Source organism: Streptomyces sp. NPDC006134 (genome assembly GCF_040628835.1).
Classification (GTDB): Bacteria; Actinomycetota; Actinomycetes; order Streptomycetales; family Streptomycetaceae; genus Streptomyces.
This window is the reverse complement of record NZ_JBEXTV010000006.1, coordinates 75,607-87,708: the sequence shown is the minus strand read 5'-3', so window position 1 is coordinate 87,708 and position 12,102 is coordinate 75,607. Positions and strand designations below refer to the sequence as shown.

General features: G+C 74.3%; 10 protein-coding genes and 1 tRNA gene. 6 read left to right on the top strand and 5 right to left on the bottom strand.

The window, feature by feature from the left end; genetic code table 11:
- Nucleotides 1–978 (top strand): sugar kinase, encoded by a 978-nt coding sequence (locus ABZ340_RS05865; protein ID WP_358780500.1) that lies wholly within the window; start codon nucleotides 1–3, stop codon nucleotides 976–978.
- A 148-nt stretch (nucleotides 979–1,126) separates the two neighbouring features.
- On the opposite strand, the gene ABZ340_RS05860 is transcribed toward ABZ340_RS05865, so the two are convergent.
- Nucleotides 1,127–2,176, bottom strand: coding sequence for an SDR family oxidoreductase (locus tag ABZ340_RS05860; RefSeq protein ID WP_358780499.1), 1,050 nt, complete (start codon nucleotides 2,174–2,176; stop codon nucleotides 1,127–1,129).
- Between the two features lie 276 nt (nucleotides 2,177–2,452).
- Here ABZ340_RS05860 and ABZ340_RS05855 point away from each other — a divergent pair, with 276 nt between their 5' ends.
- A complete protein-coding gene (locus tag ABZ340_RS05855) occupies nucleotides 2,453–3,640 on the top strand; it encodes a PP2C family protein-serine/threonine phosphatase (RefSeq protein WP_358780498.1) in 1,188 nt (395 codons plus the stop codon).
- Between the two features lie 201 nt (nucleotides 3,641–3,841).
- A complete protein-coding gene (locus ABZ340_RS05850; RefSeq protein ID WP_358780497.1) occupies nucleotides 3,842–5,122 on the top strand; it encodes a vanadium-dependent haloperoxidase in 1,281 nt (426 codons plus the stop codon).
- Nucleotides 5,123–5,310: 188 nt separating this feature from the next.
- Here ABZ340_RS05850 and ABZ340_RS05845 read toward each other — a convergent pair whose 3' ends face one another.
- Entirely contained in the window at nucleotides 5,311–5,871 is a 561-nt protein-coding gene (locus ABZ340_RS05845) for an RICIN domain-containing protein (RefSeq protein ID WP_358780496.1), read from the bottom strand.
- 456 nt (nucleotides 5,872–6,327) lie between these two features.
- A tRNA-Pro gene (locus ABZ340_RS05840) sits at nucleotides 6,328–6,401 on the bottom strand.
- A 132-nt stretch (nucleotides 6,402–6,533) separates the two neighbouring features.
- Between ABZ340_RS05840 and ABZ340_RS05835 the strand changes: the two genes are divergently transcribed.
- From ABZ340_RS05835 to ABZ340_RS05825, 3 genes are all read left to right on the top strand, one after another.
- On the top strand, nucleotides 6,534–7,064 hold the full coding sequence (locus ABZ340_RS05835) for a DUF309 domain-containing protein (protein WP_358780556.1): 531 nt from the start codon (nucleotides 6,534–6,536) through the stop codon (nucleotides 7,062–7,064).
- 69 nt (nucleotides 7,065–7,133) lie between these two features.
- Nucleotides 7,134–7,907 carry a precorrin-6A synthase (deacetylating) gene (gene cobF / locus ABZ340_RS05830; protein WP_358780495.1) on the top strand — a complete coding sequence of 258 codons (774 nt, stop codon included), beginning with the start codon at nucleotides 7,134–7,136 and terminating at the stop codon, nucleotides 7,905–7,907.
- Between the two features lie 99 nt (nucleotides 7,908–8,006).
- Nucleotides 8,007–10,082 (top strand): MDR family MFS transporter, encoded by a 2,076-nt coding sequence (locus ABZ340_RS05825; protein ID WP_358780494.1) that lies wholly within the window; start codon nucleotides 8,007–8,009, stop codon nucleotides 10,080–10,082.
- Nucleotides 10,083–10,309: 227 nt separating this feature from the next.
- Here ABZ340_RS05825 and ABZ340_RS05820 read toward each other — a convergent pair whose 3' ends face one another.
- Entirely contained in the window at nucleotides 10,310–11,056 is a 747-nt protein-coding gene (locus tag ABZ340_RS05820) for a cobalt-precorrin-6A reductase (protein ID WP_358780493.1), read from the bottom strand.
- 65 nt (nucleotides 11,057–11,121) lie between these two features.
- Nucleotides 11,122–11,895, bottom strand: coding sequence for a sulfite exporter TauE/SafE family protein (locus tag ABZ340_RS05815; RefSeq protein WP_358780492.1), 774 nt, complete (start codon nucleotides 11,893–11,895; stop codon nucleotides 11,122–11,124).
- Nucleotides 11,896–12,102 lie beyond the last annotated feature (207 nt).

Sequence of the window (12,102 nt, the reverse complement as noted above, 5' to 3'; positions counted from 1 at the left end):
ATGGCGCGCACACCGTCGTCCCCGTGCGTCCTCGCCCTGGGCGAACCGCTGCTCGAATTCAACGCCGCGGCCGAGGGGGAGCTGGAGGACTCCGCCGTCTTCCACCTCGGTTTCGGCGGCGACACCTCCAACATGGTGATCGCCGCCCGCCGCTCGGGCGCGAGCGCCGGCTACCTCACCCGCATCGGCGACGACGCCTTCGGCCGCAGTCTGCTCGCCCTGTGGCGGCGCGAGGGCGTCGACACCACCCACGTCGTCCGGGAGCCGGGCGGCGCCACGGGCCTGTACTTCGTCACCCGGCACGGCGAGGGGAAGCACAGCTTCACCTACCGCCGCGCCGGGTCGCCGGCCTCCCGCCTGTGCCCGGCGGACGTCCCCGAGCACGCCGTGGCCGGCGCCCGGCTGCTGCACCTGAGCGGCATCACCCAGGCGATCGGCACCTCCGCCTGCGACGCCGCCTTCCACGCGGTGGACGTCGCCCGGGCGAACGGCACACTCGTCTCCTACGATCCCAACTACCGCCCGGCGCTGTGGCCGCCGGAACGCGCCCGCGCCGTGATCCTGCACACCGCCGGGCTGGCCGACCTCGTGCTGCCCAACCTGGAGGAGGGCCGCCTGCTCACCGGCCTGGACGATCCGCACGACGTGCTGGAGGCGTTCGCCCGGCGCGGCCCGTCCCTCGTCGCCCTGAAGATGGGAGCCGACGGCGTACTGCTCCGCGAGGGCGGCCGCACCACCCGCGTACCGGCCCACCCCGTGACGCCGGTCGACGCCACGGGCGCGGGCGACACCTTCGACGGAGCCTTCGCCGCCCGCCTGCTGGACGGCGACTCCCCCGTCGAGGCGGCACGTTACGCGGTGATCGCCGCTGCCCTCACCACCACCGGCCCCGGCGCGGTGGGTCCCATACCGCGCCGGGAGGAGGTACGGGCGGCGGCCGGGCGGCCCGGCGGGGAGAGCCCCTCGCCGAAACCGTGAGCAGCGGGCGGCGCGCTCGGACCGGGAGTCCCCGCAGAGGCTCTGCCCGGCTCGGGGACGAGCGGGTGCGGCGGTCGGAGGCCGGACCGTCGAGCACGACCGGCCTCCTCACTCGACGCTTCCCGGCCACTCGACACGCCCCAGCCGCTCAACGTCTCCCGGCCACTCGACACGCTCCAGCCGCTCGACGTGTCCCGGCCGCTCGACGCGCCCCGGTCCGTGCGGCCCGTCGTGCGATGCGCCGGCTGGCCTCCGCCGCGCCCGCCAGCACCGCGGCGGCGGTCAGCCGGCGCATAGCGGTGCGGCGGCGCCCGCCCCATCCCCCGTGGACCGCGCCTTCCCCGGACGCCGGGACGTGCAGGTTGCCGTGCCCGGCCGGGGCGGTTTCCTCGCGGGACAGGTGGGTCTTGTCGACCTGGCGGGCCATCGTCCGCTCCACCAGCCCCGGCGCCACCTTGGACTGCATCACCATGGAACGGCCCATCGGGCCCACCACGACCTCCCGCCGGGGCACCCGCACCAGGTCCACGATGGTCCGGGCGACCCGCTCCGGGCTGTAGACGGGGGGCATCGCCACGGGCTTGCGGCCCGTATAGTTCGCCGCGTGCTCGAACAGCGGTGTGTCGACGGTGGCCGGGAGCACCGTGCACACGTGGATCCGCTCCGCCTCGTCCAGCAGCAGTTCCTGGCGCAGGCTCGCGCTCAGCGCCCGGACGGCGTGCTTCGACATGCCGTAGGCGTGGGTGTAGGGCTGGCTCACCACGCCGACGATCGAGGAGACGTTCACCAGCGTCCCCCGCCCCTGCTCCCGCATGATCCGCAGGGCGGCGCGGCAGCCGTGCACGGAGCCCATGACGTTGACGTCGAGGACCCTGCGGACGTCCTCCAGCGGGGTCTGCTCGAAGGGCCCGAACACGGTCACGGCCGCGGCGTTGACCCAGACGTCGACGCGGCCGAAGCGCCGCACCGCACGCCCCGCGAGCTCGTCGACCGCCGCGGCGTCCGTGACGTCGACCGGCACCACGAGGGCTTCCACGCCACGGTGGCGTTCGCACTCCCGCCGGACCGCCTCCAGCGCCTCTTCCCTCCGCGCCGCCAGCACCAGGGAGCACCCCTTCCGGGCGAAGGCGGCGGCGGTGGCCCGCCCGATGCCGCTGGACGCCCCGGTGATCACGACCACGGAATCACGCACGCGCATGGAAGATCCCTTCTCCGTACCACGTCCGATGAGCCACTCAACCACGGGACGGGCCCCTTCACCGCTCGGCGAGTGCCCGGCACGAAGGCCCGGAAGACCGGGAGGGACCTGCAAGACCGGGGAAGACCCGAGGCAGTCCCCCTTCGCGCACAGGGATCCGGTTCGCGCACGGGGATCCGGAAAACCTGCCCTTTCCTGTGAAAACAATCCCACCGGGGCCGTCAGTGAAGGTGAACGGACCGGGGGAAGAAGAAACGGCAACCGAAGGAGGCTGCCGTGGACGGTGATGTGCTGGGGTTGGGAGACGTCCTCGCCGAGGCGGAGGACGCCTCACCGGTGGAGTCCGTCGACGTCGTGGCCCGGAACCTCCAGAAGCGGTTCGGGGCGTCCTGCGTGTCGTTCCTCTTCGTCGACCTGATCGGTGAGGAACTGGTCCGGCTCACCACGGCCGACGGGGCGCGGAGCGGGAGTACGGCGGCCCCGGTCGCCCTGCGGGGGACCGCGTACGAGAAGGTCCTGCGCACCCAGCGTCCGCACCGGGAGCCGGACGGTGAGGGGGGCCACCGCCTGATCTCGCCGGTCACCAACCGCGGGGACTGCGTCGGCGTGCTGGAGACGACGCTGCCGTACGCCGACGAGAGGGTGCTGAGACAGGTGGGTGAGGCGGCCCACGCGCTGGCGTACATCATCGTCACCGACCGGCGCTTCACCGATCTCTACCACTGGGGCCGGCGCACCACGCCCACCAGCCTGGCCGCCGAGATCCAGCACCAGCTGCTGCCCTCCGCCGCGTGCTGCGAGGCCGCTCAGTTCTGCGCCGCCGGCGGCCTGGTGCCGGCCGACGACATCGGCGGTGACACCTACGACTACGCCCTGGACCGGGACACGCTGCACCTGTCCATCACCGACGCCATGGGGCACGACACCGAGTCCGCGTTGCTGGCCACCCTCCTGCTCGGCGCGCTGCGCGGCGCCCGGCGCGCCGGGTGCGACATCGCGGAGCAGGCCCGCCGGGCGCACCGGGCCCTGCTCGACCACGACCGCGGCATGGCCACCGGCCAGCTGCTGCGCATCAGCCTCGACAACGGCCGCGTCCGGCTGGTCAACGCCGGTCACCCCCGGCCCCTGCGCCTGCGCGACGGCGCCGTGGAGGAGCTGGCGCTCTTCGCCAACCTGCCCTTCGGCGTCGCCTCCCCCCTCCCCTACCGGGTCCAGGAGCTCGACCTGCGCCCCGGCGACCGGCTGCTCCTGCTCACCGACGGCATGCAGGAACGCGGCGCGGCCGGGGTGGACCTGCCCGCGCTGGTCCGCGACACCCGTGGCCTCCATCCGCGGGAGGCCGTCCGGATCCTCGTCAACGCCGTGCGCGACGCCTGCGGAGGCCATCTCGAGGACGACGCCACCGCCCTGTGCCTGGACTGGTACGGCACGCCCCGCCGGAGGACGGCGGACCACGGCCGGTGAGAACCGCCGCCCGAAGAAGAACGCCCGGCGACGGGGCCGCCGGCCGCGCTGCCGCGGCCCCGCGCGGCCTTCGGAGCCCGAGCGGGTGGTGGCGACGCCCGGACGGCGGCTTCGGCCCCGGCGGGGCGGTTGTCCCTTCTCACGTGGGGCCATGTGTTCCGACGGGGTATGCCGAGGGGCCCGGGACAGAAGGAAGAAACGATGCGCATCAAAAGAGTGGTGGGCGTGGGCGGCGCGGTGATCGCCGCGGCGTCACTCCTGGCGGGTGTGGCGGGCGGGCGGTCCGCCGGGGCACAGGCCGCGGCCTCTCGGCCGCAGGCCGGCTCCGCGGTGATCGGGGAGTGGGCGGACCGGGTGTCCGTGACCGTGGACCCGGAGGGGAGGCTGCGGGCTCCGGACGAGGCCGTATGGCACGCGTACGTGTCCCTGGCCATGTACAACGCGGTGGTGGGCATCGAGGGCCGGTACGTCCCGTACCGGTGGCGGGCACGTGGCCCGCGTGATGCGTCCGCCGAGGCGGCTGCCGCCACGGCGGCCCGCCGGGTGCTGCTCTCCGGGTTCCCGCAGGCCGGGCCCGCGCTGGAGAAGGCGTGGAAGGAGTCGTTGGCGAAGGTCCCCGACGGCCCCGCCGAACAGCGGGGAGTGGCGTTCGGGGAGCGGGCGGCGCGGCACGTCATGGCCCTGCGCGCGGACGACGGGCGAGGCGCCTCCGTACCGTTCGCTCCCCTGCCGGGGCCCGGGACGTGGCGGCCGACGCCGCCCGCGTACGAGGGCTTCACGACGGCGTGGTTCGGCCGGCTGCGCCCGTTCCTCCTGGACGAGCCCGGCCGGTTCCGTCCCGGGCCGCCTCCCGGGCGGACCTCGGCCCGGTACGCGCGGGACCTGGCGGAGGTGAAGGCGTACGGCGCCAGGACCGGTTCGCGGCGGAGCGCCTGGCAGACGGAGACCGCGCGGTTCGTGGCGCGCATGGACATCCAGCGGGCGCTGGGCGACCACGCCGCACGGCACGCTTTCGGCATCGCCGACACGGCTCGCCTGTACGCCGCCGCGAACACCGTCATGATGGACGCGACGATCGTCGCCTGGGACGCCAAGCTCCACTACGGCACGTGGCGGCCCGTCACCGCCATCCGCGAGGCGGACACCGACGGCAACCCGGACACCGAGGCGGATCCGTCCTGGGAGCCCCTGCTCCCCACACCCGCCCACCCGGACTACCTGAGCGGCCATGCCACGTGGGCGGGAGCCCTGATGCGAGCCCTCGAGGAACTGTTCGGCACCTCCCGTGTCGACCTCCGCGTCCCCTCGGCGAGCACCGGCACCACCCGGCACTACGAGGACTCCGCCGACTACGTCCGTGACGTCGTCGACGCGCGCGTGTGGTCCGGCATCCACACGAGGACGGCGGACGTCGTCGGCAGCGCCACGGGGAAGCGGGTGGCGGCATGGGCACTGAAGCGGTACTTCCGGCCCTCCCGCTGATCGTCGGCCGGGCTGCCCGTCAGAGCGGACGGTCGCCGGCCGTCCGGGTCGCGGCAGGGGCGGCACCGGCGCGGAGCGGGAGATCCGCCTCACGGCCGCGCCGGCAGCCGCTGGAGCCGAGCGGCGCCGGTCGCCGGGCGCGGGGACGCATACGCCCGGTCACCGGCGCCCGGCTGCCTGAGCGCTCGTCACCAGCTGCTGTCGTTGGGCTCCAGGCGCCACAGCCTGTCGTCGGACGGGTAGGCGGTGTCGAGGTACAAGGAGTCCCAGCTGCCGTCGTTGTAGCGGTTGAGGGCCACGGCGAGCTTGTTGTCCACCTTGGGCTGCCACAGCCACCAGCGGGAGTTGTTGTCGTACTCGGGCCGCAGGACCCAGCGCTGCAGGTCCGATCCGTTGCAGGTGCGGACGACGACGGTGGTGCCCCGGGCGGGGGTGGCGGACGACGGCTGGAGGCACTTGTTGGCGGCCTGGTTCTTGAACGTCAGGGTGTAGCTGCCGTTCTCCCACCTGCCGTCGACCTCGTCCCAGACCTCCGTGCGGTACTTCCAGGCCGGGTCCCGCAGGGTGATGGCGGTGGCGCCCTCGGCCGTGGAGTCGTTCAGCAGCGCCAGACGGCCGCCGTCCGACTTGTTGATCAGATCCATGCCGGTCCGGTCCGCGGCGGAGGCGTTGCCGGCGGAGAAGGTGCCGACGAGCGCGGCGGTGGCCGCGGCACATGCGGCAGTACGGGCGAGGCGAAGGGTGAACACAGGTCTCCTTGATCACGGTCTGCGCGGGTACGGGCACGGACAGGACGCCGCCCCGGCCGGCGCGCGGGGTAATCGGTTGCGCACCCAGTGTGGTGATAAGCGGAACGGAAAACCCCGGTGACTGAGGTGATGGCGCAAAACGATGCCCGCGTTCCCCGGAGCGCCGCCCTCGGCCGGCCCCGTGATCACCGCCGCGGAAACGTTGCGGCAGTCAGGAGCGAAGAGACCAGGCCCCCGGGATGGACGGCCAAAAGAGATCCACACCTCCGAGTGACTCAAGGCCGCACCTCGGCACCCGGACCCACGGCCTCGGGTTCGACGGGGCGGACCCCGGAGCGGTGGGCGGCGAGGCCATGGCGCCGGTCGAGGGGGCCGGTTCCCCACCGGCCCCCGGAAACAGCCGAGGGCCGGTTTCGGATTGCTCCGAAACCGGCCCTGACCTGCGACTCTTTCGAGTCGGGACGACAGGATTTGAACCTGCGACCCCTTGACCCCCAGTCAAGTGCGCTACCAAGCTGCGCCACGTCCCGTTGCGCTGTCACACGGTGACCCGCGTGATCGCGCGAACAGAACTTTACCCCACCTCCCCCGCCGGGCCGAAAGGGGGGACCCGCGCCGGACCGGCGGGGGTACCCGCGCGGGACAATCGCCGTATGGGCAGCATGGGCAGCATGGGCGGCACATCCCCGGACCGGCCGACGGGCGCGCGGGACCGTGACAGCGAGGGGCGGGCGCGCAACGCCCGGCCGCGGGACGGGCTCGGGCGGCCCCTGCCGTACGGGGCCGACGGCGTGCCCCGCCAGCCCGAGGGCGTCGTGCGCGCCCCGGAGGACACCGTCGCCGAAGCGCAGCGGCTGCTGGACGCGGGCAGGCCCTTCCACGCGCACGAGGTGTTCGAGGACGCCTGGAAGTCGGGGCCCGAGGAGGAGCGCGAGCTGTGGCGCGGGCTGGCCCAGCTCGCCGTGGGGCTCACGCACGCCGCCCGCGGGAACGCCACGGGCGGGGCCCGGCTGCTGCGGCGCGGCGCCGGGGCCGTGACGGAATGGGCGTCGTCGCCGGCCGCCGGGCGGCAGCGGCCGTACGGGGTGGATCTCGCGGGCGTGGCGGCCTGGGCGCGGGAGCTCGCGGACGAGGTGGAGCGGAACGGCGGGGCCGTGGACGCGGGCGCGCGGGCGCCGCGGCTGCGGGCCTGACCGCGGCCGTCCGGTGCCCGCGCCGGACGCGGTGCACGCGCTGTCGGTGGCGTACGGCAGACTCGGGGCGTGCGGAAGATTCATGTCATCGGTATCGGCGCGGGCGACCCCGACCAGCTCACCCTCCAGGCGGTCGGGGCGCTGCGGAGCACGGACGTGTTCTTCGTCCTGGACAAGGGCGAGGCCAAGGCGGACCTCGTACGGCTCCGCCGGGACATGCTCCGTGCGCACGTACCGGAGGGGACGTACCGCGTCGTCGAGGCGCGTGACCCGGAGCGGGACCGGACGGCGGGCGGCGCCGCGTACTCCCCCGCCGTCGGGGACTGGCGCAGCGCCCGCGCCGACATCTACGAGCGGCTGATCGCCGAGGAGCTGGGCGAGGACGGCACCGGCGCCTTCCTGGTGTGGGGGGACCCCGCGCTGTACGACAGCACGCTCGGCATCCTCCAGGAGGTGCTGGAGCGGGGCGCGGTGGCGTTCGAGTACGACGTGGTGCCCGGCATCAGCAGCGTCTCGGCGCTCGTCGCCCGGCACCGGACGGGGCTCAACCGGGTGGCCCGGCCCGTGCAGATCACCACCGGCCGGCGGCTCGCGCAGGGCTTCCCCGAGGGGGTGGACGACGTCGTGGTGATGCTCGACGCCCATCAGGCATTCCGGCAGTACGCCGGTGAGGACATCGACATCTACTGGGGCGCCTACATAGGCACCCCGGACGAGATCCTCGTGTCGGGCCCGATCGCCGAGGCCGCGCCCCGCATCGAGCGGCTGCGGGCCGAGGCCCGCGAGCGCAAGGGGTGGATCATGGACACCTATCTGCTGCGCCGCCGGAGCGGGGAGGAGTAGGAGCGCCGGTCCGCCCGAGTGCCGGTGCCCCTGCGGTGCCGGCACTCGGGCGGACCGGTCCCGCATGCGCGGCCGGTCCGGCGGTGTGATCGTGACGGCGTGACCGTCGCCGAGGAGAAGCAGCCGCTCGCCGCCCGGCCGCCCGTGCTGGACCGGCGCCGCCGCAACGTCGTCTTCGTCACGATCGTGCTGGGCATGCTGCTCGCGGCCCTGGACCAGACGATCGTCGGCACCGCCCTGCCGACGATCGTCTCGGACCTGGGCGGGGCCGCGCACATGTCGTGGGTGGTCACCTCGTACCTGCTCGCGGAGACGGTCGCCACGGTGCTGGTCGGCAAGTTCGGCGACCTGTTCGGCCGCAAGGTGGTCTTCCAGGTCTCGGCGATCGTCTTCGTCGTGGGCTCGTTCCTGTGCGGCCTGGCCACCGACATGACGCTGCTGATCGCCTGGCGGGCGGTGCAGGGAATCGGGGCGGGCGGCCTGATGGTGACCTCGATGGCGCTGATCGCCGACGTCATCCCGCTCCGGGAGCGCGGCAAGTACCAGGGCGCGATCGGCGCGGTGTTCGGGGTGTCCACGGTCGTCGGACCGCTGCTGGGCGGCCTGTTCACCGACCACCTGTCCTGGCGCTGGGCGTTCTACGTCAACGTGCCGATCGCGGTCGTCGTCGTCGCCGCGGCGGCCCGTACCATCCCGGTGGTGAAGCCGGCCTCCCGGCCGGTCGTCGACTACCTGGGCATCGCGCTCGTCACGATCGGCGCCGGCGCGCTGATCCTGGCGACGAGCTGGGGCGGCAACGAGTACGCGTGGGGCTCGTGGGTGATCATCGGCCTGTTCGCGCTGGGTGTGGCCGCGCTGGCGCTGTTCTGCCGGGCCGAGACCCGGGCGGCCGAGCCGATGCTGCCGATGCGGCTGTTCGCCAACCCGGTCTTCACGGTCTGCTCGATCCTCAGCTTCATCGTCGGCTTCGCGATGCTCGGCGCGATGATCTACCTGCCGAGCTACCTGCAGTACGTCGACGGCGACTCGGCGACGATCTCGGGCGTGCGGACGCTGCCGATGGTGGCCGGGCTGCTGATCGCGTCGGTCTTCAGCGGCACCGTGGTGAGCCGGACCGGCAGGTACCGGCTCTTCCCGATCGCCGGCTCCCTGGTGATGGTGCTCGGCCTGTACCTGATGTCCCTGATGGGACCGGCCACCGGGCCCTGGCTGGAGTCGCTGTACATGTTCGTGCTCGGCACCGGCATCGGCCTGTGCATGCAGGTGCTGACGATCGCCGTGCAGAACACCGTCGACTACGCCGACCTCGGCACCGCCACCTCCGGCGTGACCTTCTTCCGCACGCTGGGCAGCTCCTTCGGCACCGCCGTCTTCGGCACCCTCTACGCCAACGCCCTCACCCCCAATCTGCGGGACGGGATCGCCGCCGCCGCGGCGACGGGGGCGGCCGATCCGGCCGCGATCGGGCGGGCGGCGACCAGCCCGGAGGGCGTGCACCGGCTGCCGCCGGACGCGGCGGCCCCGGTCGTCGGCGCGTACGCGAACACCATCCAGACCGTCTTCCTGTGGACCGTGCCGGTCGCGGCCCTCGGCTTCCTCGTCGCCCTGTTCCTCAAACAGGTCCGGCTGCGCGACAGCGCCCGGCTGGGCTCCACGGACCTGGGCGAGGGCTTCGCCTCACCGCACGACGCCAACGCGCAGCGCGTGCTGGAGGCCGCCGTCAGCAAGATCATCGGCAGTACGGACCTGGACACCGCGCGCCGGATCGTCGCGGAGTCCGACACCCGCCTGGACGTCGCCGGTGCCTGGGCCGTGATGCAGGTCGACCTGTTCACCCGGCTCGTCGGGCACGCGAGCCTGGGGCTGATCGCCGCCCGCCGCCGGATGCCCCCGGAGGTGCTGCTGCCGGTCTTCGACCGCATGGTCGACGAGGGCTATCTGACCCGCGACGGCTCCCTGCTGTCGCACACCCCGGCGGGCGCCCGCGAGGCGGAGGTCGTCGGCCGCGCCTGGGCCGGCTGGCTGGAGGACCGCGTGGAGCAGGACATCGGCCGGCCCTCGGACGCACAGCTGCGCGCCGCGGTGGACGCCATCGCCAAACAGCTGCTGGTCGAGGACCTGAGCCACGGCCTGCCGGAGCGGGCGCACCGGCCGCTGGCGGGCGCGGCCCGCTGAGCCGGAGGCGACCGGGTCTCGGCACGGCCGGCTGTGGGTCTGCGGCCTGGCGCGGCTCACCCCGCTCCGGCGGTTGGTCGCGGCGTCACCACGACGTCGCCGCGCGAGCGGCCGCCGCGGCGCGGCACGGGCGGGGGCGACGTACGCGGCGCGGCCGCCGGACCTGATCGGGCAGGCCGGGAATCGCGGCGAGGTGCTGCGCGCCGCCGGCCGTGTGCGTGCCTGCGTCACGGCCCGCCCAGTCCGAGCCGCTCCAGGACCCCCGGCACGTCGGGTACGGCCGTCACGCCCTCCGGCAGCGGGGGGCGGCGGACGATCACGACCGGCAGGCCGAGCTCGCGCGCGGCGGTGAGTTTGGCGGCCGTGGCCTCTCCCCCGCTGTCCTTGGTCACCAGCACGTCGATGCGGTGGCCGCGCAGCAGCGCCGACTCGCCGGCCACCGTGAACGGCCCGCGTGCCGACAGCACGTGGACGTGCGGCGGCATCGGCGGCTCGGGGGGCTCCACGGACCGTACGACGAAGTACAGGTCCGTCAGGTGGGCGAAGGCGGCCAGGCCCAGGCGGCCCGTGGTCAGCAGCACCCGGCGGCCGAGGGCGGGCAGGGCCTGTGCGGCGGCGGCCAAGGACGGGACCGGGTGCCAGCGGTCGCCGGGGCCGGGCCGCCAGCCGGGGCGGCGCAGGACGACGGCGGGGACGCCGGTCGCCGCCGCGGCCCGGGCCGCGTTCGCCGTGACCGACGCGGCGAAGGGATGGGTGGCGTCGACGAGGGCGTCCACGCGCTGCTCGCGCAGCCAGGCGGCCAGGCCGTCCGCGCCGCCGAATCCGCCGACGCGTACGTCTCCCGCGAGGGGGCCCGGCCGGGTCACGCGTCCCGCGAGGGAGGTGGTGACGCGGACGCCGGGGCGGGCCGCCAGGTCGGCGGCGAGGCGACGGGCCTCGGTGGTGCCGCCGAGGATCAGTACGTGGGGGGACATGGCGTCGAGCGTACGGACGGCCGGGCCGGGGCCGGACGCCGGGTGGGGACGGGCTCAGGACGGGTTCAGCGCAGGAGCAGTTGCAGGCCGCCGGCGACCGTCGCGGCGATGACGAGACGCTCGAAGAGACGCTGGTCGATCCGGTTCACGGCCCACTTGCCCAGCAACGCGCCGGGCACGACGAACACCGCGAGCGCGGCGTCGAGGACCAGCGAGTGCCGGTCGATCAGTCCGAGACCGGCGCTGAAGGGCAGCTTGGAGACGTTGACGATCAGGAAGAAGAAGGCCGACGTGCCGAGGAAGCCGAGCTTGCGGAAGCCCGCGGACAGCAGGTACATCGACATCACCGGGCCGCCCGCGTTGGCGACCATGGTGGTGAAGCCGCCGAGGACGCCGTACGAGCGGGCCTTGATCCGGCCCGCCCGGGTGATGACCGCCTCCGGTTCCCGCCGCGCGTCGGCCGCCCGCCGGCGCCACACCGTCACCGCCGCCATCAGCAGCAGGATCGCCCCGATCGAGGTGCGGACCAGCGCGTCGTCCGCCCACACCAGGAACACCGTGCCGGCGACGACGCCCGCCGCGACCGCCGGGAAGAGCCGCCACAGCGTCGGCCAGTGGGCGTGGCGCCGGTAGGTGAGGACGGCCAGGAGGTCGCCGGCGATCAGCACCGGCAGCAGGACTCCGGTGGAGGCGCGGGCCGGCAGCACCGCGGCGAAGATCGCGAGGCTGACCGTGTTGGCCCCGCTCACGGCGGTCTTGGAGAAGCCGACGAGCAGGGCCGCGCAGGCGAGCGCCGCGAACTCCCAGCCGGTGAGGTGCCAGAGTGTCATCGTGTCCATGCGGAGACCGATGCTATGCCCGGCGGGCGGCGCCGGTAAGGACCGTCTCGCCAGGTGGCGGCTGAAGGGCTCCGCCCGGTGACGGCCGGGAGCCTCCGCCGGTGACGGCCGGGAGCCTCCGCCGGTGACGGCCGGGAGCCTCCGCCCGGTGGCACCGGTGGCGGCCCAGGCCCGTCCGTCTCGTCCGGTGACAGCTGTCGGTGACGG

What these genes read in the sequence shown, in the direction of transcription:
- ABZ340_RS05865 (WP_358780500.1), top strand. Translation starts at nt 1, where the DNA reads ATGGCGCGCACACCGTCGTCCCCGTGCGTCCTCGCCCTGGGCGAACCG.
- ABZ340_RS05860 (WP_358780499.1), bottom strand. Translation starts at nt 2,176, where the DNA reads ATGCGCGTGCGTGATTCCGTGGTCGTGATCACCGGGGCGTCCAGCGGC.
- ABZ340_RS05850 (WP_358780497.1), top strand. Translation starts at nt 3,842, where the DNA reads ATGCGCATCAAAAGAGTGGTGGGCGTGGGCGGCGCGGTGATCGCCGCG.
- ABZ340_RS05835 (WP_358780556.1), top strand. Translation starts at nt 6,534, where the DNA reads ATGGGCAGCATGGGCGGCACATCCCCGGACCGGCCGACGGGCGCGCGG.
- ABZ340_RS05820 (WP_358780493.1), bottom strand. Translation starts at nt 11,056, where the DNA reads ATGTCCCCCCACGTACTGATCCTCGGCGGCACCACCGAGGCCCGTCGC.
- ABZ340_RS05815 (WP_358780492.1), bottom strand. Translation starts at nt 11,895, where the DNA reads ATGGACACGATGACACTCTGGCACCTCACCGGCTGGGAGTTCGCGGCG.